This is a genomic window from Candidatus Nitrosocosmicus sp. T (genome assembly GCF_054408485.1).
The window spans coordinates 1,424,441-1,450,052 of sequence record NZ_CP166992.1 but is presented as its reverse complement, the minus strand read 5'-3'; the positions used below and the strand labels follow the sequence as shown (position 1 = coordinate 1,450,052).

At 35.0% G+C, this 25,612-nt stretch carries 24 protein-coding genes and 1 tRNA gene; 11 read left to right on the top strand and 14 right to left on the bottom strand.

The genetic code is table 11. The annotated features are described in order from the left end of the window. The first annotated feature begins 172 nt into the window (after window positions 1-172). The 4 genes from AB0A59_RS07525 to AB0A59_RS07510 all read left to right on the top strand — a co-directional run bounded on the left by AB0A59_RS07525 (window position 173) and on the right by AB0A59_RS07510 (window position 4,305). Window positions 173-1,078: a dihydroorotate dehydrogenase gene (locus tag AB0A59_RS07525; RefSeq protein WP_458747457.1), complete on the top strand. Its 906-nt coding sequence runs from the start codon at window positions 173-175 to the stop codon at window positions 1,076-1,078. Then, window positions 1,065-1,889 carry a dihydroorotate dehydrogenase electron transfer subunit gene (locus AB0A59_RS07520; protein ID WP_458747456.1) on the top strand — a complete coding sequence of 275 codons (825 nt, stop codon included), beginning with the start codon at window positions 1,065-1,067 and terminating at the stop codon, window positions 1,887-1,889. Before AB0A59_RS07525 ends, AB0A59_RS07520 begins: the two co-directional genes overlap by 14 nt. A 185-nt stretch (window positions 1,890-2,074) precedes the next feature. Continuing rightward, window positions 2,075-3,811 carry a DNA topoisomerase I gene (locus AB0A59_RS07515; RefSeq protein WP_458747455.1) on the top strand — a complete coding sequence of 579 codons (1,737 nt, stop codon included), beginning with the start codon at window positions 2,075-2,077 and terminating at the stop codon, window positions 3,809-3,811. A 38-nt stretch (window positions 3,812-3,849) separates the two neighbouring features. Further along, window positions 3,850-4,305, top strand: coding sequence for an NUDIX hydrolase (locus AB0A59_RS07510; RefSeq protein ID WP_458747454.1), 456 nt, complete (start codon window positions 3,850-3,852; stop codon window positions 4,303-4,305). 11 nt (window positions 4,306-4,316) lie between these two features. On the opposite strand, the gene AB0A59_RS07505 is transcribed toward AB0A59_RS07510, so the two are convergent. The 7 genes from AB0A59_RS07505 to AB0A59_RS07475 form a co-directional block, all read right to left on the bottom strand. Beyond that, window positions 4,317-4,634, bottom strand: coding sequence for a hypothetical protein (locus tag AB0A59_RS07505; RefSeq protein ID WP_458747453.1), 318 nt, complete (start codon window positions 4,632-4,634; stop codon window positions 4,317-4,319). A 32-nt stretch (window positions 4,635-4,666) separates the two neighbouring features. After that, window positions 4,667-6,115, bottom strand: coding sequence for an amidophosphoribosyltransferase (locus AB0A59_RS07500; protein ID WP_458747452.1), 1,449 nt, complete (start codon window positions 6,113-6,115; stop codon window positions 4,667-4,669). A gap of 94 nt (window positions 6,116-6,209) precedes the next feature. Then, window positions 6,210-8,399: a phosphoribosylformylglycinamidine synthase subunit PurL gene (purL, locus tag AB0A59_RS07495; RefSeq protein ID WP_458747451.1), complete on the bottom strand. Its 2,190-nt coding sequence runs from the start codon at window positions 8,397-8,399 to the stop codon at window positions 6,210-6,212. 16 nt (window positions 8,400-8,415) lie between these two features. Further along, on the bottom strand, window positions 8,416-9,093 hold the full coding sequence (gene purQ, locus AB0A59_RS07490; RefSeq protein ID WP_458747450.1) for a phosphoribosylformylglycinamidine synthase subunit PurQ: 678 nt from the start codon (window positions 9,091-9,093) through the stop codon (window positions 8,416-8,418). Window positions 9,094-9,158: 65 nt separating this feature from the next. Continuing rightward, window positions 9,159-9,545, bottom strand: coding sequence for a 30S ribosomal protein S8e (locus AB0A59_RS07485; protein WP_458747449.1), 387 nt, complete (start codon window positions 9,543-9,545; stop codon window positions 9,159-9,161). A gap of 24 nt (window positions 9,546-9,569) precedes the next feature. Beyond that, window positions 9,570-10,106 carry an SMC-Scp complex subunit ScpB gene (gene scpB / locus AB0A59_RS07480; RefSeq protein WP_458747448.1) on the bottom strand — a complete coding sequence of 179 codons (537 nt, stop codon included), beginning with the start codon at window positions 10,104-10,106 and terminating at the stop codon, window positions 9,570-9,572. A gap of 4 nt (window positions 10,107-10,110) precedes the next feature. Next, a complete protein-coding gene (locus AB0A59_RS07475; protein WP_458747447.1) occupies window positions 10,111-10,911 on the bottom strand; it encodes a hypothetical protein in 801 nt (266 codons plus the stop codon). A gap of 337 nt (window positions 10,912-11,248) precedes the next feature. Between AB0A59_RS07475 and AB0A59_RS07470 the strand changes: the two genes are divergently transcribed. Continuing rightward, the gene (locus AB0A59_RS07470; protein WP_458747446.1) at window positions 11,249-11,905 is read left to right on the top strand and encodes a hypothetical protein; all 657 of its coding nucleotides are present in this window, start codon (window positions 11,249-11,251) and stop codon (window positions 11,903-11,905) included. 43 nt (window positions 11,906-11,948) lie between these two features. On the opposite strand, the gene AB0A59_RS07465 is transcribed toward AB0A59_RS07470, so the two are convergent. The 5 genes from AB0A59_RS07465 to AB0A59_RS07445 form a co-directional block, all read right to left on the bottom strand. Beyond that, the gene (locus AB0A59_RS07465; RefSeq protein ID WP_458747445.1) at window positions 11,949-12,869 is read right to left on the bottom strand and encodes an ABC transporter substrate-binding protein; all 921 of its coding nucleotides are present in this window, start codon (window positions 12,867-12,869) and stop codon (window positions 11,949-11,951) included. Between the two features lie 75 nt (window positions 12,870-12,944). Continuing rightward, on the bottom strand, window positions 12,945-13,862 hold the full coding sequence (locus AB0A59_RS07460; RefSeq protein WP_458747444.1) for a polyprenol monophosphomannose synthase: 918 nt from the start codon (window positions 13,860-13,862) through the stop codon (window positions 12,945-12,947). An 8-nt stretch (window positions 13,863-13,870) separates the two neighbouring features. Continuing rightward, window positions 13,871-14,965, bottom strand: coding sequence for a hypothetical protein (locus AB0A59_RS07455; RefSeq protein WP_458747443.1), 1,095 nt, complete (start codon window positions 14,963-14,965; stop codon window positions 13,871-13,873). Between the two features lie 212 nt (window positions 14,966-15,177). Next, window positions 15,178-15,918: an SDR family oxidoreductase gene (locus AB0A59_RS07450; protein WP_458747442.1), complete on the bottom strand. Its 741-nt coding sequence runs from the start codon at window positions 15,916-15,918 to the stop codon at window positions 15,178-15,180. 467 nt (window positions 15,919-16,385) lie between these two features. Next, a complete protein-coding gene (locus AB0A59_RS07445; protein WP_458747441.1) occupies window positions 16,386-16,964 on the bottom strand; it encodes a hypothetical protein in 579 nt (192 codons plus the stop codon). Window positions 16,965-17,570: 606 nt separating this feature from the next. Between AB0A59_RS07445 and AB0A59_RS07440 the strand changes: the two genes are divergently transcribed. Then, window positions 17,571-17,786, top strand: a complete 216-nt coding sequence (locus AB0A59_RS07440; RefSeq protein ID WP_458747440.1) for a hypothetical protein — start codon at window positions 17,571-17,573, stop codon at window positions 17,784-17,786. A gap of 140 nt (window positions 17,787-17,926) precedes the next feature. Here AB0A59_RS07440 and AB0A59_RS07435 read toward each other — a convergent pair. After that, a tRNA-Arg gene (locus AB0A59_RS07435) sits at window positions 17,927-18,001 on the bottom strand. 102 nt (window positions 18,002-18,103) lie between these two features. Between AB0A59_RS07435 and AB0A59_RS07430 the strand changes: the two genes are divergently transcribed. From AB0A59_RS07430 to AB0A59_RS07415, 4 genes are all read left to right on the top strand, one after another. Further along, the gene (locus AB0A59_RS07430) at window positions 18,104-19,081 is read left to right on the top strand and encodes a homocysteine S-methyltransferase family protein (protein WP_458747439.1); all 978 of its coding nucleotides are present in this window, start codon (window positions 18,104-18,106) and stop codon (window positions 19,079-19,081) included. A gap of 28 nt (window positions 19,082-19,109) precedes the next feature. After that, window positions 19,110-21,707: a dihydropteroate synthase gene (locus tag AB0A59_RS07425; protein ID WP_458747438.1), complete on the top strand. Its 2,598-nt coding sequence runs from the start codon at window positions 19,110-19,112 to the stop codon at window positions 21,705-21,707. Window positions 21,708-21,761: 54 nt separating this feature from the next. Beyond that, a complete protein-coding gene (locus AB0A59_RS07420; protein ID WP_458747437.1) occupies window positions 21,762-21,971 on the top strand; it encodes a hypothetical protein in 210 nt (69 codons plus the stop codon). A 162-nt stretch (window positions 21,972-22,133) separates the two neighbouring features. Then, window positions 22,134-23,603 carry a glycosyltransferase family 2 protein gene (locus AB0A59_RS07415; RefSeq protein WP_458747436.1) on the top strand — a complete coding sequence of 490 codons (1,470 nt, stop codon included), beginning with the start codon at window positions 22,134-22,136 and terminating at the stop codon, window positions 23,601-23,603. Between the two features lie 228 nt (window positions 23,604-23,831). Here AB0A59_RS07415 and AB0A59_RS07410 read toward each other — a convergent pair whose 3' ends face one another. After that, window positions 23,832-24,833 carry an ATP-grasp domain-containing protein gene (locus AB0A59_RS07410; protein WP_458747435.1) on the bottom strand — a complete coding sequence of 334 codons (1,002 nt, stop codon included), beginning with the start codon at window positions 24,831-24,833 and terminating at the stop codon, window positions 23,832-23,834. A 111-nt stretch (window positions 24,834-24,944) separates the two neighbouring features. Here AB0A59_RS07410 and AB0A59_RS07405 point away from each other — a divergent pair, with 111 nt between their 5' ends. Beyond that, window positions 24,945-25,574 carry a PHP domain-containing protein gene (locus AB0A59_RS07405; RefSeq protein ID WP_458747434.1) on the top strand — a complete coding sequence of 210 codons (630 nt, stop codon included), beginning with the start codon at window positions 24,945-24,947 and terminating at the stop codon, window positions 25,572-25,574. The last annotated feature ends 38 nt before the right edge of the window (window positions 25,575-25,612 follow it).

Sequence of the window (25,612 nt, the reverse complement as noted above, 5' to 3'; positions counted from 1 at the left end):
AAATTCGCATTCTACGATATATCTATGGATTCCTTGCATGATTAGTTAATGAAATGCAATAAATTAGGTTGATAAAGTTACATCTTTTTTTGAATATAGTGCTCTGTTAATTCACCATATGGGGCTTCCGATAAACTTTTAACAAATGTAAAACAAGTTTTTTTACAACGAATTGGATTATAATATACCTATTACCACCGCAGGTTTAAATTTAAAAAATCCAGTGATCGTAGCCTCCGGTATTTTGGGACTATCCCAAAGCATATTTGATAGGTTGTATAAAATTGGAGCAGGGGCTATAGTAAGTAAATCGATTAGCCTGAATCCTCGTGAAGGTTACAGGAATCCAACTATAGTTAGTGTAGAAAATATGAGCTATATAAACGCCGTCGGGCTGGCAAATCCAGGAGCAGAGTGGTTCTCAACGGAAATTTCGAAGAATAATGGACCGCTACTTGTAAGTTTAGTTGGCTCTGATAAGAGTGAATTCTCTGCTATTGTCAGAAAGTTTAAGAACGTTAAAATTTTGGGTTTTGAGCTGAATTTATCTTGTCCTCATGTGGAAAAAATGGGTATGGAAATCGGTGATGATCCTAACCTAGTCCATGACATTATTAGGTCAATTAAGAAGGATACTACAAAGCCACTCTTCGTCAAAGTAGGATTAGGCAAATCTGACATGGTCGAAATTGCTAAAACAGCCGAAAGAGCGGGAGCAGACGGAATTACTGCTATTAATACGCTAAGAGCAATGAAGATTGACATTGAAACTCATTGTCCAGTTTTAGAAAATAAGATCGGCGGCCTATCTGGAAGTGCCATTAGGCCTATTGGGATCAGATGTGTTTTTGAATTAAGCAAGAATTTAAAAATTCCTATCATAGGTTGCGGAGGGATAATGACATACTCGGATGTTTTAGAATATATGATGGCTGGAGCATCGGCAATACAGATAGGCAGTGTGATAGGTTTGAAAGGCATCTACTCAGTCCGCAACATTGTTAAGGATTTGTACGCCTTCTTAGAAGGACAAAATATCAACGATATTAGGGAGATTATTGGAGTTGCCCATAGATAAAAACTTGATGAGAATAGTTGAAATCGAAGATGCAATCATCGAAACTTCTACAGTCAAGACCTTTATCTTTAAAGACTCTCTTAGCAGTTTATCAAGGCCTGGACAATTTTTAATGGTTTGGATTCCTAGGAAAGAAGAAATTCCCTTGAGCGTAATGATTAGTGGCAAGAAAGGCCACGCTGCGATTACCATAAGAAAGAATGGCTATGCTTCCACCTCCTTGTTTGACAAAGAAAAAGGAGACAAACTAGGAATTCGTGGGCCTTTAGGAAACTCTTTTTCACTAAATAGATCCTATAAGAATATTATTATTTTAGGCGGTGGTACTGGACTTGTCCCTCTTGTAAGGCTACTATCCTGCATCAAGGAATATGATTCTAAATTTACATTCATCATAGGTGCCAGGACTAAATCTGAACTATTTTTTACTAAAATAATATCTGAATGGGCTAAAAAAAGTAAAATTGACTTATTTATTGCTACTGAAGACGGTTCTCTTGGTACAAAGGGATATCCCACTGATATTTTGAGAGACTATCTGCCGAGTCATAATGATATTGACATAATATACACTTGTGGACCTGAGATGATGATGAAAAAAGTATACGATCTTGCAACCGAAAGTAGTGTGCATATGGAGGCTAGCATAGAGAGATACATGAAATGTGGAATTGGGATTTGTTCGAGCTGTTGTATAAATGATAAGTTGGTTTGCGTTGATGGAACGATTTTCAACCTGAAACAGATTCAAAAACTTACTGAGTTCGGGGACAGTTACAGGAATAAATCTGGAATACTTACAAAATTTTAAATGTTATTAGCATTGAAATAAGCCAATTCAGAATTGTTTGGTTAAAACATATCATACAGTCTTCATCCTGATAAATCTAGAACAAAAAAGTATTCAAAAAGAAAATCTTACCTTCTGGTATATCGAAAGGACAGGTTTTCTAAGAGAATAGTTTTATATTCTAAATCAAAATAGTTTTATATAAATTGTCTTCCATTTCGATTGCTTCTGATGATAGATATGATCAAAACCGTGGAAATAATGGCACCCAAAAATGGATTACACTTCATCACAATGGAGTCTGCTTTCCTCCAGAATACGTAGTCAAGAATTTGCCCTTTAAAATAGATGAACAAACTTACACGCTAGATAAGGATCAAGAAGAGTTGATCTATGCCTGGGCAAAGAAGAAGGATACTCATTATGTACAAGATCCTGTTTTCCAAAAGAATTTTTTGACAGATTTTAAAAGATTGTTACCTAGAGATATGCAAAACAGTCTTAACGAAATTAATCAATTAGATATGAGTGATTTTTTCATATATGTTGATAAAGAAAAGGCGGCTAAGGAAAGAGACACCATCGCATGGAGAAATTTATCAAGAGAACAAAGAAAAAAGATTACATTAGAGAGAAAAAATGAGAAGGAAAAATTGAAAAACTATTTTGGCAAAGCAATAGTGGATGACGTGGAAGTGGATGTAGCAAATTGGTTAGTTGAACCGCCCGGGTTGTTTATGGGCAGGGGACAACATCCACTAAGAGGTAGATGGAAGCCTCGTGTCAAACCCGAAGAGGTTATACTAAATCTTGGTGAAGAGGCGGCTGTCCCTGAGGGCCCATGGCAAAAAATAATTCACGATCATAGCTCTACTTGGCTAGCATCCTGGATTGAGACACTGACCGGAAAAAGAAAATATGTTTGGTTACACGATTCATCTTTAATCCGCCAGAACTATGATAAGGCCAAATATGATAAAGCCAAAAACCTTGAAAAATATATTGACAAAATTGAGAGGGAGATCGTGAATAAGATGACATCAAGGGATCTTGCTCAGCGGAAAGTTTCTACCGTATGTTACCTCATATTCAAAATGGCCATGAGAGTCGGTGATGAAAAAGATCCGGATGAAGCGGATACGGTGGGTGCAACTACACTTAGAAAGGAACACTTAAAATTCAAAGAGATCGATAAGAAGAATAGAGTATTAGAATTTAATTTTCTTGGAAAGGATAGTGTGCCATGGCAAAAATCTATCTTGATTGATTCCGATGATAAGCTACTCTTATTTAACAACCTGAATCTCTTTACAAAAAACAAAAAGGAAACAGATCCTATTTTTGATAACATAAATTCAATGAGAGTAAATACATTTTTGAGAAATATTGATTCAAAAAATGTACCTGGGCTTACCGCAAAAGTTTTTAGAACTTATATTGCCACAAATATAGTGAAGAAATCGCTAAGAAATCCTCCGATCAAAGTTAGTCAGGAATCTTCAGAATTTGAAAAGCTTTATGTTGCCAGGTATGCAAATTTGCAAGCTGCAATAACGTGTAATCATAAGAAGGGAATAGACCCTAAAAATCCCGCTAGTATTAAAGCAATTGAAAGATATGAGGATTCTATGAACAAAAAAATAGAGCTTATTAATAATTTAAAGGCACAATTAAGGTCCAAGGATTGGAAAACTGAAAAACAAAGAATACGCCTGCATGAAAGAGTTCAAAAATTGGAATTCCAAGTAAAGTTACAGAAAGAAACCACGGAGTATAATTTGGGCACTTCTTTACGAAATTATATCGACCCACGAGTATTTCGTTCCTGGATGAATATTGTTGATTTAGATTGGAACAAAATGTATACAAGTACGCTTCAGAGAAAATTCCTATGGGTAGACAAAATCACAAAAAAAGAACTCAAAGCGAATTTTGCCTTATGAGTATATAACTAGTTCTGCCTTTCCGAATAATTCTCCCAATGAAAAATAAAGACCGCCATATACAACCTCTTAATAGGGTCAGGGCTATATGTAGTAATAGTCAAAATGAAATTCTTCTCCTTAGAACCCCAGATTCGGTGAAAAGGGACATAATATGTCTTCCTGGCGACTTAATTAGGTACGGAGAATTAGCTGAAGAAACATTACGGAGATCTATTTTACGGCAAACAGAACTACATGTTGAACCCATTGACATTTTAGGCATCTATTCGAATATCGATAGCTTAACTGGAACACATATTATCGAAACTGTTTTTGTTTGTATCATTTTAAATTATCCACGGAGAGCTTTGAAAAATGGTAATAATCAGTGTGTGTGGATGAATCGTAAACAGGTTGATGAGAATCAGATTAGCACTACCGATGGTAGGATTATAAAGGATTACTATTCATGGAGGATCCAAAAATCTACATTTTGGACCACTAAAATCTAACCTTGGGAAGATTATAAAGTAAATCCCCTCATCGTAGCTATTGCTGATTGTGTCAGCTTAATTGTGAATGCAGATGCATTGTCAGATTGCACCTTAGATAGCCTGTCTAAAAAACTCGTCTTATCTTTTCCTCTTTCGAACATTCCCCCCGACTCTTTAATACAAAGGGGAAAGCGCTGTATTTTTATCCCATTTGAAAATAGATAATCTATAAACTTTAGGTAATTTTTTATGTCCGAATAATCCCAGTTCTTTTCCTCACACAACATTATCCATATATCGATTGAATTTTGAAAAAATGCCTTTTCGCGAAGCTCTTCTAAACTCAATATAACTATATTAAAATGAGGGGATTTAAATTTTAACCTACTAATATTTTGTCATTAGTCTGATATCTTGAACTAAAATCAGGTTTTATTCCAAGTGGAGTATAATCACCTGATGAACAGGAAAAACATAATTCATTCATTTGCAGACCGATTCCTTTTGCAAGATTTATGTTATCGTTATAACAAACTTCGTCGGCACCTATAATTCTAGCGACTTTGTTACCAATTGCCTTCGAATCCACTTCATTCTTGGCAACTTGAAAGGCGATCAGTTCTTCCTGAGATGGAAAATCAATTCCGGCATAACATGGATAACTTATCGGTGGGTAAGTAACTACCATGGATATCCTTTTAGCCCCTGCTTGTTTTACTGACTCAATTATTGCTTTGGAACTGGTACCTCTTACTATACTATCATCTACAATTATAACGTGTCTATTTTCTATCATTTCTTTAATTGGCAGAATATTTTGGTTGATTTCCTTTCTGTCCTTTACCAGAGGCTCAATAAAGCTTCTCATTGAGCCTTTTTTGCTATACCTGTCTTTTAACAAACCTTCTTCAAAAGGCAACCCAAGTTTTAACGCATATCCGAGAGCTGCAGGCCTGGACGAATCAGGTACTGGGATTACCACATCAGCTTCTTTAAAGGGAAATTTAAGTGCTAAATATTCACCGATCTTTTTCCTTGCAAGATAAATATTTATCCCTTCCATAATGGAACTTGGATGAGCAAAATATGTAAATTCAAATGCACAATGCGCATGATTTACAGATTCGGAAAATCTTTGGGATGTGAGACCATTTTTGTCTATTCTTATCAGTTCACCTGGTTCAATATCTCTCAATAGGATTGCTCCAACAGTTGACAAAGCGCAAGATTCTGATGCTATAATATAGGTATTAGTATCCTTATGTAATCCCAACACAAGAGGTCTAAAGCCTTTAGGATCTCTTGCGGCATAAATCGTATTTGAATCTGTGACAAATGTAAAGCAATAAGATCCTACCATCTCATTTTTGAGTATCTCCATCGCGGCCTTCATATCGTTCTTGTTTCTTAGTATACTTACTAGTCTTTGAGCCGCAACGAGAGTGTCGGTCATACTTTGCGGTGTAAAAGTACAGCCACCAACCATGCTAGAGAGCTGTTCTGCATTTGAAATGGTCCCATTATGAGCTATACATAAATCTTTAACCTTCAATGGCTGTGCATTCTCGAGAGAGCTGGATCCAAAGGTAGAATATCTGACATGTCCAATCCCTATATTAGAAGAAAACTTTGTAATTAATTTATCAAATTCATTTGCAGATCCAGAAACCAATCCGGTTTTTTTAAAAGGCAATTTCTTTGGTACAGCTATCCCCCATGATTCTTGCCCTCTATGCTGCAGTGCTCGAAGACAATCTATCAAATAAGGTACTATATTTTCGCCCCCTAATGAAAAAATGCCAACTACACCACAATTTTCGTGAACCATTAGAAGATATATCTGCGTTAATCTTTCTATTTAATATTTACAATGATTAAGATACCTTCAAATCTTCATTTGATTCGCTAGACTAAAAAGAATGTCAATTAGATTTTGCAAACAGATTCGAGAGAGACTTATCATAACTTCGAGAAATAGTATCTAGTGAACTTTTGAAAATTGTTTTTCCTTCTCGATCAATTATACAAGTTTCACCATATGAACTGCATCCGATTCTCGCATAAGGAATGGCCCTTTTTTTTAAGTATTTAACGACCTTTGAATCATGTTGAGTTGAAAAAATAAATCGACTATGAGATTCTGAGAAAAGTAAATAATCTAGCCTAGAGCACTCATTAGGTATTTTGTCAACGGAAATTCTAAACCCAATTTTGCTATGGATAGCCATTTCTAACAGTGTAACGATAATTCCACCTTTAGAACAATCATGCACTCCCGTGATTAGGTCATCGTCAATCAAATTCCTAATTGTTTCTACTATACTTCTTTGCTCCTCCAAATGGACACGGGGCACTTTTCCACCAAAAACATTCAAGCAATACTCAAAGTATTCTGATCCGCCCATTTCATTTTTTGTTGTACCAACAATAAAGATTGATTCGTTTGGGATATATTTTGGATATTTTATTTTATTTTTGGAATCAATTATCCCGAGCAGCCCTATCACTGGAGAGGGTTTTATGGGACCAGCGGCGGTTTCATTATACAAACTTACTTTACCTCCTACCACGGGTATATCCATGAATTTACAGTATTCTATAATACCTCTGATCGTCTCTGAGAATGTCCAAAAAATTTCTTCATTTTCTGGGTTGCCAAACTGTAAGTGATCTACTATTCCAAGAGGACTAGCACCCACGCATGTGAGGTTTCTAAGTGATTCGGCCAAACACCCGATGATTCCCTCGTACGGGTCTAAGTAACAATGTTTAGAGTTACCGTCTAATTTAAAACTCAGAAATTTATCTTCGTCTAATTTGATAACTGAACTATCAGATGCTCCTGGTTTTGATACCGTTCTAACTCCTACTTCGTGGTCGAACCGTTCATAGATCCATTTTCGACTACATATGGAAGGATTAGTCAACATTTTAAAAACCATTTTTTTGATGTTCGCTTGAGGTTCCGGTTCTCGGAACGATTTTTCTATCGCCTCTAGATAAGATGGTCGACTAGATTTCCTATTTAATAATGGCGCATGGGCAACTAGTTCGGCAGGCATACGAGCCAATATGTTACCTTCTCTAACAACTGAAAGATTTAGATCATCTGTAACATGACCTATTACAGAATAATTTACATTGTATTTATCAAAAATTTTAAAGAATTCAACTTTCTTTTTCTCGTCGACTATATACAGCATGCGCTCTTGAGATTCCGATATCATGATCTGGGCATCAGTCATGTTTGTCTGCTTTAACGGAATCGTGGACAAATCAACAAGAAATCCTTTTTTCAAACTGTCTGCTGTTTCAGAGAGGCAACATGATAAACCTCCTCCTCCAAGGTCCTTCATGGTTTTAATGCAATCTTTTTCTATGGCCTCCAAAGTTGCCTCCATGAGCATTTTTTCCAAAAATGGATCCGGAATTTGTACTGCGGAACGATTTTCTTCATCAAGGTTTTTTGAAGCAAATGAAGCACCGTGAATACCATCCACACCAGTGGCATTACCACCTAGAATCAGGGAATCTCCTTTTTTTGCGGTATTCATAACGAGATCATCAAGTTTTGCGTACCCGATTGAAGCTACATCTACCAGACAATAATTATCAAATGATTTGTCGAATTCAACCTCTCCACCAACTGTCGGGACACCGATACAATTACCATAATCTGCAATCCCTCTAACTACGTTCTTGAGCAACCATCGATTCTTCGATCCAAATTTAGAATTCTTGTCGACCTGACCGAACCTTAAAGCGTTAAACAATGCAATAGGACGCGAGCCCATTGACAATATGTCCCTGAGTACTCCTCCTACTCCAGTCGCAGCACCCCCATAGGGTTCAACGGCCGATGGGTGATTATGACTCTCTATGTGAATAGTAACCACATAACCATTGCCCACATTGATTATTCCAGCATCATACCCTGGACCCACCAATATGTGATTCCCTTTCATTGGTAATAATCTGAGAAGTTTTTTAGATGATTTATAAGAGCAATGTTCAGACCATTCAGCACTAATAATAAACTGCTCCAACTCATTTGGCTCCCTTTGTAATTTCTTCTTCAAATAACTATATTCATCTATGTTGAGAATATTCATTTCTAATTCCTAGGTTTTATTTAAAATAGTTAATCATAGACTTAAATATCAATATTGAACTCTGATTAAAACCTAAAGGGATCAGATCTTTGTCGCTACCCCTTTCAGGATGAGGCATCATGCCCATAACATTTCTTCTTGGGTTACAGACAGCGGCAATGCTGTTTAAAGATCCATTGGGATTGCTTTTCCAATACTCTAAGGTGACTTGGTTATTGTTTTTGATATTGCGATAAGATTTACTGTCTATTATATATCTTCCTTCCCCATGCGCAATAGGTATAGAAATCTTTTGATCCTTATCAAACAGATTTGTAAACGGAGTATCAGTATTAGTAACCACGACATTGATCCATTTACAAATAAAACTTAATGACTCGTTGACAATCAGTGCGCCCGGTAGTAGGCCAGATTCAACTAGTATCTGAAAGCCATTACATATTCCCAATATCGGAACATTATCGTCTGCCAACTCCTTTATTTTATTCATGATTGTGCTATGTGCTGCTATTGCACCTGCTCTTAACCTATCTCCGTAGGTAAATCCGCCAGGTATTATTATACAATCAAAATTATCAAAAGATGATTCATACCAGATGTATCTGGCATCTATATGGAGAACATTGTTTAATATATGATGAACATCACGATCACAATTACTGCCTGGAAAAACCGTAATACCTATCCTTACCAATAAGGATATTGAAATTATATTTTATAAATTCCTATTCTTTTTTTATTAAAAACAAATTACTTGATTTATTGTTTAATGATAACTGCATTAACAATACCATCCTGCCCCGGTCTCGAGATAACCTTCGCCAGACCTAATTCAGTCTCTAAAATTGAGCCTTTGGTAACTACGCCTCTTCTCTCATAATCTTTATTGGCAGGATTCTTTGTGACCCTAATTATCTTGACCTTGGTTGTTTTCTTGGTATCCTTATCATTTACATTTGCGAATTCGGCAAACTTGAAAGCTACTTTAACATTATTTCCACGAACCCTTCGAATAACATTCTTAGTTTCGCCTACAATTGGTTCATTTGGGTATCTATCTATTTCATATTTCCTTCTAATTCGACTAGGAAATATCCTTCCACCTGTTAATTTCCTGCCTCCCAAATTTTCGCTAGACTTACGCACAGTTCAAATTTAGCGAAACTATAATTAAGTGTTTTTCTTTGCAAATTCTCCAGGATTGAGCAGCAAACTTTTTTTAAGCATCGCTATATCGCTTATTCCAAAATAGTTCTTGAATTTCGATGTAGTATTGTATACCTTGACTCTTCCTGAATTATTGTGACTAATAAATTCCAAATCCTGTAGTTCCTTTAGGTGATTATAAACTTTTGAGCCCCTAATTTCAACTAATCTCTTGCTAGTAACGGGCTGTTCATATGCTACATATGATAGCGTCTTCATTACAGAATTAGAAATTTGAGGCTTGTGAGAAAACTTCTTTATGATTGGTGCATAACTGGACTTCAATTGAAATACATATGTACCGTCCTCAAGTTTAGCTATCTCTAACGCTTTAAATGCGACTTTAGTTTTGTTTATAAGTTCATTTAATAGTCTCTTTACTCTCTCTCTAGAGTCCGTCCCTGATGCCTTTAGTATCTCATCTATTGTAAGAGGACGCCCGGCAGAGTAAAGCGATGCCTCAATGCGCGCAATGATTTCGTCAGTAGGTAATTTAGTCATTTAATTATTCCTGCAAGGTATTTTTGAGGGTGATTTTGATCCAATCTGTAACATTCTTTGTGGTCTCAATTGCCTCAAAAGGCGGTGATGAAGAATCTAAATATTCTATCCCCGAATTCAAGTCTGTAAATCCTGTTATGATGTTTATTTTATCTTTCATACTAAGATAGAGCATAGCAATGAAGTATCTTGCTATTTCAATTCTATCTAACCCAACCATCATTTCATTAAAGTCCAATTCGCTTTTATTTTGTAGTTTTGTCATTAGCCTATTTTCGAAATCTTCAATTACTTTCTCAAATTTGATTAGATAATGCTGAAAGTCTATAACTTCGACTGGCTCCAAATTCAGGCTAGTTCGTTTTACAACAGGATTAGTAAGATCGGTTATCATTGTTTCCAAAATAGAAATAAGATCCTCTAATGAGACCGGGTATGATAGTTCTTTTCTAAAAGGCAATGTAATATTAGAAATCTGTGGGATGGGCACTTTTTCACTGAATGCCTTGTCCCGTTCAGATATACCTTGTTGATCTTTACTAGCAATTTTTTCTAATCGAAATATCGATTCCACTTTGAGTCTATGTATCAAAGTCGAGGTTAAGATTGCCACACCGCATACGCGCAAGTCTTTATATGAAGATTTAGTTAAAGTGGATAGTAGGGTTTCTAAGAGTCTTACGATATCAATCTTCCAGACATCATTTCGTTCTATCAAAGAGGGATTAAAAAGTAAATTTAAAGGAGGCTGAGAAATCTTTTTCTTAGTTGCAACTTGATCTAGTTCCATGTTTTCGTCAACCATGTAATTAAGTCGTGGCCATCCTATATTTTATTTTACTCTACAGATTTCAGGATTATGGCATATGTTTATGCAATCTTTGTATTCTCATAGTAGGATCATAATAGTAACAGGCTTTGAAAACCATGGTTGAGATTTTGACATTACTTATTATAAAATAGACTATTTAAATATCTTCCCGATGCATTTAGGAACTTGTGAATTCGTATTTTTTTTATTTTATTGCTTTTAAACAGGTTGATTCAGTTCTGATTTTTCATTAATTTTTTATAGTCTATTAAAATTAAGTCATGTTAATAAAAGTACTCAAGAATAAATATTGAATCTACTGTAAGTCAATATGCACTATTGGTATGGATGTATTGATACTCCTCATAATGACTACAGGAAATATGTGTCAAAATTTAGAATTATCACAGATAATCTACGAATAATTAGAGACAAAGGTAATAGCATCCCAGACAAGTCTTGGATGCTATATTTATTAGAAATATTCAATACTCAGCATGTTGCAGTAGAATTAAACCTGATATGCCAATTCGATAACCAGAACTATTTTGAGGCAATTTTCAAAGGTCATAACCAGTATCGATTTAAGAAAGTCTTACCACAAATAGGACATTCATATCATAGACAAATAAATTTCGTCGATAAAGATTCAACGTTGGAATTCTATTTAAAAGATATCAATTTAAATGAAGACGAAAAATTTTTTCTTAACGTAGATAGGGGCTTGTTTACTTTTCAGTTTCATCAAAGTTTCACGGGGCTTGAATGGTGGAACAGGATTTCATATCATCCTTATCCAATCAGGTATGAAGTTGAAATATCAAACTTGATGTATGGGTATAACGACGATTTAGAAGATCCGAACTCCAAAGTGTTTTTCCCTATCTCCTCGATTTATGAAAACAAAGATAATACGGTCCGCTCGTATCCTGCAAAACTCTCTGATATCACTAGGAGGAACGGGTGTATCTGTTATTTGGTAAATTAGATATATGCTATCTCTTGGCTTATTCCTAAAAGACAGTAATTAATCAGATTCTAACCAGACTATTATTTGGAACTTTTATATTCTCAAACGCCTCAGGATAAATAATCTTGCCTAATATTTCGACGCCGGTCACAACTCTAGGACTTGGTTTACTAAAATAGGCATTGGCATTTACAATATATATTTCCTTTTTCTTATTTGCTCTTAAAGAGAGCCAGTAGGAATCCTTAATCTGTTCACATTCTTTATGTGACCTGAGAGTATCAAATCCACATGGCATTAACACCATCTTGTCGGGATCTAATTCTGAAATTTTCCGCGAATTTATTGGGCGTGAATCTAAACCACTTTGTCCATTTAAACTCTTGGCGCCAAATATGTTCAGCATATCCGGTATCCAATGTCCAGCAAGATAAAATGGATCTAACCAATCCAAGCACATTATCTTAGGCTGATTATCAACAAGATGTTGGTTACCAGGTTCTACGATAATCGATTTTATTGTGTTGATTCTTTCTTTAAGACTATTAATAATGTTTAAAGCTTTATCTGCTCTATCCAATACTTTACCGACTAACAGTATACTTTCAAATATTTCCAAGAGATTCGTTGGATTCAATACTAAATTATGTGGTTTATATCCTAATATGTTAAAAGTAGCTTGTATTTCTTTATCAAAGGGAGCACATACTGAACATAGATTCTGACTAATAATCAAGTCAGGTTTTATTTCCATTATTTTGTCCACATCAATTTTAAATAAAGGCTGATTTTTGCTTGACATCTGCCTTACCTTATTGTCTATCTGGGAACTATCCATTTGATCAAAATCTAGAGTTGGTTGAATTATTTTTGGTATGTACAAAGCTTTTTCGGGATAGGTACATTCGTGAGTAACCCCTCTGAGGAGACCTTCAAGACCTACTGCAAACAAAATTTCAGTTGCACTGGGTAAAAAGGACAAGATTTTAGAATACTTTGGTATTAAAATTTCACCTGCCTAGTACGCACAACAATCATTTTAGCAAATTCCTCATTTTCAATGATGTTTATGTAAAATATACAAGCTCTTAAAAAAATCAATAGTGACTTTTGAATTAAGCTTACTTGAACCATTTGTTCTATCAGTAAAAGTATAAGGGATCTCCTTAATCTTTAATGATCTTGACTTGACCAATATCTCTAGAAGAATTTTGAAACCAGAAGTGTTAAACTCCATTTTCCTAACGACCTGTCTTTTGATTACAAAAAATCCTGACAATGGATCGGACACATCGGATAATCTAAATAAGAGTTTTGATAAGTTGGTGGCAAACTTACTATAAAAAATTCGCTTCGAAGTCCATCCCACTATCCTGCCTCCTTTCAAGTATCGTGAGGCAATTACTAAATCACAGTTTGAAGTCCTTATCTCCCTCATCAAACTATTAATATGTGAAGGAGTGTGAGAGAAGTCAGCATCCATTACTATGAGGTAGTCACTAACTGATGACTTAAATCCTTCATAAATAGCTGATATCAAACCCGAACGCTCTTTTCTCTTTACAATTTTTATAAAAAAGCTCTCCTCCTTACGTGGATATATCAAATAATGCTTATGAGATTGAATTCCCACCGTATCTCGTATTTTATATAAATAGAACCCTTTTTTTTCATCAAAAGCTTCCATAATTCTATCAATTGTGCAATCAGGAGAATTATCATCAATTACTACTATCTCATAACAGCCTTGGTCTTTGACGCATTCATTAATGGAATTTACTAATTTTACTACATTTTGAGATTCATTAAAAGTTGGAATAATAATTGAAAATAAGGGAGGGTTGTCAAGTTTTTTTATCAAGTCATCCTGAGTTTTTCTACATATGATATTTTCGTTCATCTTTGCATCCCGTACTATCCATCTTATTCGAATTCCCTTCCCAAGGTAAATATATAAATGTACTACAATTCTCAAAAATCCACCTACTCAGACACATTAGAAGGGTTTAGTCGGAAGCCATGTAATATTTTGTTAATATTGGGAGAGAATTTATCGAATTCATCTTTTTGAGCTGTAAATATGATTACAAACAAATGAGTTTTGCTTTTTACCATTACTTCTTTCGATTTGGTAGGGCCCAAATTTGAATCAAAAGTGTATATCAGCTCTTTTCCATTCAAAACATTAGAGAAATTAATATTATTCAGCGAAATCAAATCAAGATTCTTTAAATTATTTGCCAAGTAGTTAATTTCACTGATTAAATCAAAGTTTAAGGAACTGTTTTCGACCATTATGTTATCAGACAGATAATTGTCATCGTTCCGGTAATGATATATATCAACTCTTTCCAAATATCGATCTTGAGGATCATCTTGATTTGATATAAAAGATACTCGGTTTTGTCCCGATACTTGCTTCCAGCTGCTCGGATATTCTAAAACAAACCCTTCTGGAGACTGAAAAATAGTACCATTGACGGTACCATTGACAATATTATCTGTTGTATTTTTTGTAATAATCTTAATACTTGAAATTATTTTATCAACTGTTGGAAGGTAACTGAGATAACTATTTGACGTGGTGCCAAATGAAACAATATAAACATAATCATCTTTGATGGACCAAAACTGCAAAACTTTAATTACTCTTTTATCTGATTCATGGGTAAACAATATTCTTTCCCATTCGGTACCTGAAACAACAAATGAATTTGAATCGAGCAGTTGAAAATTATCCATAGTCATAGACAGAATTTTGATTGCATTATTGGAGTAGTCATGAAGAGACGTGTTTGGTCGTAACCTTTCCATTCCGAATATCATCTTTTCTGCAAACAAGTCAAAGTTATTTGGAGGCACCAAAGTAACAATAACATCGTTATGCTTGCTTGTATCATTAATAAATGTCCAAATTGATGGATAACTGAAAGAAATTGCATTATCATCCGAGAAGGTATAATTAATCCACGTTGGTTCTATCTGCCCTAATGATATACCTTCTTGAAGACCAAAGAATATTAACAAAGCAAACAAAAAGGTCAAGGACAAACATGATATACTTTGTACAGTTTCCATCTTATCTTGCTTAGGTGGTGGGGTTTATCAAATTATGTTAACCCTTAGGTATATACAATCCAGAAAGATTACTTGAGTAGATTTGATGAAAATTAAGAGATATAACAAAGATAAGCGTTAAATTTACTTCAACTAAGTAGAAAAAGTAATAATCCATAATGAATATTCTTACTTTAATAAATTTAGTTCAGAGCTAGCCTAGAATGCATTCGTTACCTTTCTTGTTGTACTGGTCTTATCATAATTTCATTTACATTCACATGATTTGGTGAGTCTATTGCATATAGAATAGCATTAGCAATATCTTGAGCTTGCAACGGCTGCATTTTCTTAACGGTTTCTATAAACCCTTGTAGAGAACTATCAGTAATGGTATTGTTAAGTTCCGTATCAACTACGCCGGGCTCTATACAAGTTACACGAATGTTCGAACGTTGGCCTAATTCCTGTCGCAATCCTTCACTAAAGGCGGTAACTGCATGCTTTGTTGCACAGTAAACACTACCAGCTGGAAAAACTATCCTGCCTGCTATCGAGGATACATTTACTATATGACCAGACTTATTTGCTAGCATATGCGGAATGACGGATGCTGTGCTATATAACACGCCTTTAATATTTACATCAACCATTCTATCCCATTCGTCTATTTTGAGATTCTTTACAAAACTCAATGGCATCAGTCCTGCATTGTTGATGAGAACGTCAATCCTTCCATATTCATTAATAGCTGAATTAGTAAATTGGGTACAACCTTCTTTATTCGTTACATCTAATCTGTTTATTAAAATCTTGCCGTTTTGTTCTTCAACTGCTTTCTTCAAGCTTTCCAATCTGTCAAGCCTCCGCGCTCCTGCGACAATAGCAGCTCCTGCTCTAGACAAAGTTAAGGCAGTTGAATAACCGATTCCACTGCTTGCACCTGTGATTAGTATGACTTTATCCTTAATCATATAGTATTATCATTATTTTGTGCCTAGATTTATTCATATTCAAGTGTGCTTTTTCGTATGTACATCCCACCTTTTTCTCGACTTGCATGTTATAGAGCACAATCCAACAGAACTCTGCTACTAAATATAGCAAAATATAGCCAAAAATTCTGACATTCAAATTTGCCAATACATACCACCTGGTCGTATTTTATATCCTATATTTCGGATTATTTCCTAATAATATTTGTACATTGTAACTTGATTTTATCATTTAAGGGAATTTCTGTTTTCTTTCAAAATAGTGCATTTATTTAATAATGCTATATTAGTTAGACTTTTTTAGATTTATTCGGTAATCTCATGTGATTAAAGTGTAGAATCTCCTCAGGAATATCAAATTCTAAATTTATTGTCCCAAATAGAAAGAATATGGACTAGTATAAAAAAAAAATAAAAGAATTGGCAAAAAAGGCTAATTTGGTTTATTATTTAGGACCATGATATTCGTCGGGGAATGCATCTGCTTCAACTGTTTCAATTGGGTCGCCTGTTGGTAACGGTGCTTCCTTTGGTACCTCATAATTGAATATTTCAGGAAAATCGATTTTTAATATTACATTCATACCGACCTGGTAAATCTCAGATTTGGAAACATCGAATCTTTTATTATTCTGTCCGAAAATCACTATTTTATCATTAGTTTCCTTCATTACATGACCAACATGATCTTCATTCTTCGCTCTGACCCCTTTGTTGAAGAGAGTATTAGGATATTTACCTTCATAAGATGCTAGATCAACCACCCTGTCTGCTTCTCCCCACGGATCTTCCCTGCCTGCTGGAAGTGGAGCGTCTCGTCGCACAGCATATTTACGAAGGTCTGCTGTATTTAATCCAATTAATACATTGGCGCCTACTTGTTGAATTTCCTTTATAGGAATATCATATCTTTCATTTTTTTCCCCAAATACTATTATCTTATCTGGTGTTTCTCTGACTACATAACCTACATTTGGTTCATCTAATGCCTTAACACCTTTATTGAAATATTTACCTGAAGTCATCTAGGATATAGACAGAAATAGTATACTTAAACCTTTTATGAAAAACTGATTATTTATCTCTCACAATCTCTAAAATAGAATATGTTTTCTAATACTCATTAATTGACTCCTATTTTTAGGTTAGAGAATTCGCATATTATTTATTCATAGGAAAGCCAGTTTGAATAAATTTGAATATCCACTGGCAGAAGGTCAGAACAAGTTTATAGATACCTGACTGTAATTTTTGTAATAATTAATATAGAAAAGATTATGGAATTGGCAAGGTTAGCTGAAGATATTACAATTTTATATTGTCTACCCTGAATTTGTCTAGGTCTGACGAGAATGAGACCTATGAACAACTGGAGGTAAGGTAAAGACACTAAATTTAGTTCGGTGTCTCTCGCTGGCCATATAACATGTCAAACGAGCATCGGTAATTGAATGGACAAACTCGCACACTAATGAGATGTCAAGTTTAACCGATATTGAAAAGGCAGATATTAACTGTTTTGAAAGATAATGACCGATATCTTGTCATTTTCAAAATCAGTGATATAGACTATAAACGACGGTCTAAGCATATTAACTACGGGTTAAGAATTGTATTTGGTGTTTAATTAGATGGTGGTAGCAGAAGATAATCTAGATTCATATCCTGAAGAGTTGTTTATTAATGACTTATACAGAATTCATAGGACAGACAAGTACAAAGAACAATATCTAATAGGTACAAAGGTCAAAAAGGATAGAAAGTTGATCAATGTTCAAGAAATGGTCCTGGATAAGACATTACTGAGAGAATTAAGAGACCGATTAAACAAAATGCATTTAGATTAACTCGATCTTTTAAACTAGAAAAAGTCTATAATTTTGCAATCTACTGCAGCAAATCATATTTTTTCCATTTATTATTGACCTGAAGCCAATTAAAAAAAGTTGATGGGCTGGTGCGGAGTCGTGTCTCTATAGAATTAGATCGGGTCCAGAGGGATTTGAACCCTCGACCAGCTGCTCCGCAGGCAGTCATTCTATCCATGCTGAACTATGAACCCAGTATTCTAAATAGTAATTTTCTATAAATCTCTTTTTAATTGCTTTGTGTCTATGTGAAAGGATTATAAACAAAAGAGACGTTTACATAAATAATAATAATATTGAATGGTTTTCTTAATGACCTAGATAGTAAAGTTCTGCTTTTTGATGGTGCCATGGGTACCGAAATTCAAAAATACGAACCCATAGAGAACGATTATCTTAATAACAAGGAGGGATTTAACGACAGCTTGAATTTTACCCGTCCCGAATGGATAAAGACTATCCATAAGAACTACATCAAAGCAGGCAGTGATTGTATTGAAACTAATACATTTGGTAGCAATAAGCTCAAATTAGACGAGTATGGACAAGGTAATAAAACCATTGATTTTAATGTTCAAGCCGTAAAACTTGTAAAAGAGTCAGCCAGAGAATTAGGTCGAGAAGTGTACATAATTGGTTCGATGGGTCCATCAGGATATTTACCAAGTTCAAACGATCCTGATCTAGGTAACATATCATTGGGAGAAATAGAAGAAGCTTTTTTTGTTCAGGCTCAGGGACTGATAATCGGAGGTTGTGATGCCCTCCTAATTGAAACAGGTCAGGATGTCCTAGAAATGAAACTGGCTGTAGAGAGCTGCTTCCGTGCACTGAACAAGTTAGAAAAATCTTTACCAATAATTACTAATGCTACCCTAGACCAATATGGAAAAATGCTTTTAGGAACTAATGTCCAATCGGCCTATACAACCTTAAGTAATCTAGACATAGATGTATTTGGGTTGAATTGTTCGACTGGTCCAATTGAAATGACGCCTAGTGTACATTGGTTATGTGAACAAAATGAGTTACCCATCTTAGTTATGCCCAATGCTGGAATGCCAATCAATGAAAACGGTTTAGCTAAATATTTAATGACCCCGAATGAAATCACTTTAAAACTTTCTGAATTCGTGAATAAATATGAAAGGCTAAAAATTATTGGAGGATGTTGCGGTACATCTCCAGATCATGTAAAGCACTTACGCTCCATGCTCGACTCAAGAAAAGAATCTATCCACGATAAGTCTCTTGGCAGAGGAACGGACATCTAACATATAATGATACAGAGGTGTTTTTGAGATGAAAAAAATTTACAATGAAAATCCAAAAGTATCTTCAGCTTTAACATCCCTAGAGCTACATCAGAATCCGCGTCCGTTGATCATTGGAGAGCGATTGAATTCCCAAGGTTCAAGAAAAGCCAAGAAAATGGTATTAGAGAATGATTTTGATGGGTTAATAGAGTTAGCCAGATATCAAGTAGAGGATGGCGCACATTGTCTGGACATATGTGTTGCAACAACAGAACGTTCAGATGAACAAGATTTCATGCAAAAAATTGTCAAGAGACTTAGTTTAGAAATAGAGGCTCCTTTAGTAATCGATTCAACGGACTCGAAGGTTATTGCTACAGCTCTCAAGCAGATTCCTGGAGTCCCCATAATCAACTCCATTAATCTTGAAGGCGATGGAAGTAGATTCAGTGATATTACTCCACTAATGAAAAAGTACGGGGCGCCTGCAATATCTATGTGTATAGGCCCGAATGGGATGGCAAAGACTGGCAAAGAAAAATTGGAAGTTGCAGGCATTTTATATGACAAAGCAATTGGATTTGGTTTGAAGCCCTGGCAATTAATTTTTGATGTATTAACCTTTACACTAGCAACAGGTGAGGATGAATATGTTGCTTCTGCCTCTCATACCTTAGAGGGAATCAAGTTAGTAAAAGAAAAATACCCAAAGTCTTTAACCACTCTAGGATTAAGTAATGTTAGCTTCGGATTGTCACCACTGGCTAGGAAATACTTAAACTCCGTTTTCTTATTTCATGCAATCAAAAGTGGCCTGGATACTGTTATAATTAATCCAAAAGACATTATACCTTATCCGCAAATTAATTCAAAGGAAAAAGGAATATGCGAAGACCTCATTTTTAACACTAATAGTAACGCATTGTCTGAATTGATATCTTATTTTAGTTCCAATGATGGTGTCAAAGGAACGGGAACGGGAACTTCTGGTATTCAAAAACAGAACAATTTGATGGAAATGGATGCAAGTTGGGATTCTGGTAAAAAATGTTATTTTAGAATCGTCAATAGGCTAAAGGATGGGATTGAAAATGATGTGGTTTTGGCCATATCGGAAAGAATTCCATCCAAAGATGCCTTTAGCATTTCTGAAAAAATATTAGAAAATGGTATAAAGCGAAAAACACTAAATGGTGATAAAGAAAAATTGCATGATGGCGCTGTAGAAACACTAAATGAAGTGCTCCTACCTGCGATGAAGGAAGTTGGAGATAAATTTGGAGCAGGCGAATTGATCTTACCATTTGTACTAAAGTCAGCCGAATGTATGAAGGCTGCAGTTTTAGAGCTGGAAAGATACTTGATAAAACAAGAGGGGATTAGCAAAGGTAAAATCGTCTTATGCACCGTCTACGGAGATGTGCATGATATAGGAAAGAATTTGGTAAAGACAATTTTGGTCAATAATGGCTATGAAGTATTTGATTTAGGAAAACAAGTTCCAATTCCTAGCATAGTTAACAAAATCAAAGAAGTAAATGCAGATGCTGTGGGATTATCTGCGTTATTGGTTTCTACTTCAAAACAAATGCAGCTTTTCTCAGAATTTCTGAGAGAAAATAAGATCGATATTCCGGTTCTATGCGGAGGTGCTGCAATAAATAGTGATTATATCAATAGAATAGCAAAGGGAGACGGCAATATTTACAAAGCTGGAATATTCTACTGCAAAACTGCCTTTGATGGGCTAAAAGTGATGAACAATTTGATGACAGAAAATAAAGAAGAATACATGAAAAAGTGGTTACAAAACTTGACAAGTTGGAAGGAGAGAAAATATAATGAAACAACCAATTTGCAAAATCTAGGCGATATTGTAAGCAGTGTGAAACCAGTAAAGGAAAAGCCTGTTGCACCTAATTTTAATCTTGTTACCCGCTTGGGGAACACAGATCTCTTACTCGATGAAATCTGGCAATACTTGAATAAGAAATCGCTTTTTGTCTTATCCTGGGGATTGAGGGGAAAGAAAGCTACAGAATTGAAAGAAGAGTTTGAAGAACTCCTTAAAGAATGGAAATTAAAAGTTGTAAAGGAGAAATTATTTGATCCTAACGCAGTTTATTCTTACTTCCGATGTAGGAAGATTGGAAATAACAGTCTTTTAGTAAAATATCAAGATGAAAACAAAAATGATTCGGAAGTCATATTTGAGTTTCCACGATCTAGTAATTCTTTGCACTTGTGTCTTGCAGATTACTTTGACTCAGATGCTGATGATGTAGTTGCATTTCAAGCAGTAACAATGGGAAATAAGGTTGCCCAGATAATAGAGGAATGGAACAAACAAGGCCTATACACCGATGCATATTATTTGCACGGGTTGGCAGTTGAAACAACAGAAGCTCTAGCAGATTGGATAAACTACAAAATCAAGCAGGAACTTAGCCTAATGGAGGGAGGATTGAGATACAGCTGGGGTTATCCGAGCTGTCCAGATATAACCCAGCATTTCCTGGTATGGAAATTGTTGAACCCATCGATTAGTGGGATGAATCTTACTGAAAGTGGTCAGATTGATCCGGAGTTCTCTACCGCTGCAATTGTTGTGCATAACCCAGAGGCACAATATTTCACATTATAGAATGTTATCCAGGTTCCATTAACTTTATTATATTATCATGGTTTTTGCTTTCTAATGGGAAAAGTAGAGAAGGGAATTACTTGTAGTGTTTCAAGTTGCGAAGAGTCTGCAGATAGATCAATGAGTTTGGCAAAGGCAAAAATGTCACAAGATTTAGATTTCGATAATTCAAAAAAGCGTGTTTATTTATGTAGAAATCATTACAAGGATTGGAAAAAATCATCAAAGGAGGATAGAGAAAATGAAAGATTGAGATGGAATTAGAGATTATAGTCTGCTTTTGAAAAAATTTTTTAATACGTTTTTTTAATTTCTCTCTTTCTACTATAAGAATCTTATATAACTAACCCTAGGAAGCTAATAAGAAAAAAGTAATAAACAGCTTTATTTCAATTAATTTATCGACGAGTTGATTCATGTTTGGCTTTGAGTAATTTACCTAAATTCACAAAAACAAAAGAATTGGATAACAAAAGATGGTTTGTTAGGGCATTACTCTTATCAGCCGTACTAGCAATTTTGTGTACAAAGATTCTTTTGACCATTTACGTAATAGACATGGGAGTAGGAATCTATAGTATTTTAACCTCATTTGTATTATTTAATATTTTATTTATTTCTTATTTCAGATATAGAGACCCCTATCTAAAGTATTTCGATAAAAAAATTCCTGAAAACGAAAAGCCCTTGGTATCAATAGTCATCCCTGTAAAAAACGAGGAAGCTGAAATTAGTACATGCGTACAGTCCTGTATAGACCAGACATATCAAAAAAAGGAAATAATTGTAGTTGATGATGGCAGTACGGATAAGACTGGTGAGATTCTAGACGGCATAAAAGACAAAAACAAATCAGTTAACCTTAGAATAGTACATTTGAAAGAAAGTGTAGGAAAGAAGAAAGCGATTGAAGCTGCTAGCAAGATAGCCCGAGGAGAAATATACGCTTTTATGGATAGCGATTGTGATATGGCCATCGATGCGACTGAAAAGGCTGTGCAAATTTTCCACTCAGATAACCAAGTGGGAGCCCTCACAGGACATGGAAGAGTTAAAAATAGACATGCAGGAGGATTCTGGGATCACTTTCTTGAGAAATTACAGGATGTTTACGCAGACGGCGCTTGTAGAGCGCAAAAAGGAGCCGAAAGTGTTTTTTCATCTGTAAGCTGTTGTGCAGGGTCGCTCAGTTTCTATAAAAGAGCTGCCATCCAAGAATTTATCCCTCAATGGGCACGAGATAGATTTCTTGGGATGGAATTCAAGTTTGCTACTGACAGGAGAATGACGGCTCATGTTCTGTCGACACGCCCTCCAAAAATATCTAACATATCAACTAACCAACAATACTCTTCAGTTCCAATTCTCAACGTGGATGGCATGGCCAAGAGGTCGTCGACCGAAAATATGTTTGAGAACCAGAATAACGCAGGTAAATCTAAGCAAGATGTCAATGGTTACTGGAAGGTTTTGTATTCTCAAAATATTAGAGTAAATATTGGAGTTCCACCTACGCTTGTCTCTTTAATAAAACAACAGGTAAGATGGAGGAAAAGTTTTATCAGAAGTTTGTTTGCTGCTGGGGGCATTTTTTGGAAAAGGCCAATGTATGTTGCACTATTATATTATTTGCAAACCGCAATGAAATTTATCAGACCATACATAGTAGCCTCTACGGTTATCTTTATGCCTCTTATGGGTGATTACACGACTCCCATTGTATGGTTTGCAGGAGTACTGTTTACTGGAATGATTTATGCCGTTGATTTTAGGCTAAGAAACCCTGGTGATAAAAATTGGCTTTATAGACCGTTCTTTACACTTTTGTCGACCTACGTCTACACATGGCTACTGATATATGCTGCAATTACTATAAAGAAAACCGGTTGGAGATAATGCTTGCAGGCTGAAAAGATTTAAAAATATTTAATAAAGGGATCTATTTGAAATCACGATTTGAATTTAAAAACGTCGACGTAATTTTTGTCGCTTTGGCTATGATAATAGCCTTTTTTGTTATTCTCATGCATTTGACAGACTTGTGGCCCTGTAACCTGTTGGCGGCTATAGATCAACATATCCCAGTCGACACGCTCAAAGATTCAACAGATCCTTTAAACAAAATCAGATATGACATGCATTACTGGTTAAAAGGTCTTTTCCAATGTAATTAATTTTATTACGCTCATCTAATACAATTTCTTCAAAGTATCTTAGGACCGTTATTTCAGATATCTTTGGTGGATCTATTTTCTTTCCTTCCACTAGATCCAGCACCATTTTAGGGAAGTTAGCGCCGGCCAGTGTGGTAAAAATAGTACCTCCGCCGAGTCGAGGGTTTATTTCCACCAACTGGAAACGGTCAAATTTGTCCTTTTTCATTTGAACGCACGAGGGTCCAATTATTTTAAGTTTTTTCACTATTTTCATTGATTCTTCAATTAATTCGTTATCAAGAACAACTTTACCTTTAGTAGAAATACCACTTTTAGTTTGTAATCTCACACGTGGTACAGATATTATAGGATTAGCTTCCAGATCACTTAACACATCAATAGTATATTCATCCCCAGGCAAAAATTCTTGATAAATCATGTTGAGATATCTTGAGCTAATGAATTTCTTTTCTTGCTCGTCATGTATCTTGACCACATCCCTGCTGCCTTTTCCATAACGGGGCTTTGCAATTACTGGATAAGTATCTATTTCATCGGGATTTAATGTGGTCTGTGGAAGTCTAAAAAATTTGTTTAAGTGATTAAAAGTGCTTAATTTATCTCTGCAAATTTCTAAGATTTTCCTGTCGCTTACAACCGGAAACACTCCATGCTTTTTTAATTTAGATTTAAATTCACTAAACGGAAATATATCATAACCTGATGAAGGCATTAAAACCTCAATATTATATTTGTCAATAATGTTAAGCAATACCTCCAAGTAATCATCTGCTTCGGCTTCTGGTATCACCTCGTAATAGTCAGATAAATAGAACCCTGCCGATAAACTGTTAGAATCCGTCGATAATATTTTACCACTAAAATCTGATAATCTCAATGATTTTATTGTATTTATTCCAGCTGGTGCAGAGGCACCCGGAATCAAAACTGTGGATATTTTTCTACGCAATCGGCATCCGTTTTTAAATAAAGTTAATTTTGTTAAAGATATAAATATTTTTAACTGTTATAATCAAGAAAAATTATAAAACATATTCATATAACTTTTTCTGATAAAATTATGATGTTAAATTTAAAAGAAGACCTGCATATTCATTGTAACTATAATGATCATTCTTCAAAGGATTTGACCATACCAAATATCATAACAAAAGCAGAACATTTAGGTTTAGAAAGGATAGCTATCACCGAACACGTACGAAAAAATTCTGAATGGACTGAAAAATATATAGATGAACTAAACCACCACATCTCCCAATCTAAAATCAAGATACTCAAAGGGTTTGAGGCAAAGATTCTAGTGAATGGAGATATCGATTGCCCCGCTGAATTCTTAAATGGGCAATATTTCATTGTGGCTAGTTTTCATACAAAATACAACAAAGAACAATGGTACGAGGCTTTGATAAAAGCAATTGAAAATCCCTACGTTTACGTGATCGGGCATCTGGCTCCAGAAATTGGCTTCAAAGTCAATGACGATGAAATAAGAAATTTAGCTGAATTAGTTGTTGCCAATAAGAAAAAAATTGAGATTAATTCAAAATATATACGTCCACCCAAAGATTTTCTTAAAATCTTTAAAGAATATGGTGTAGAATTTCATCTTGGTAGCGATGCGCACTCTATTAATGATATAGGGAATTTTAATAGAATAAAAGATTTGATAAATCTTATAGAACGAAAATGAGATATAGTTAAAAAGAAACTTAAATAGATATTAATGGT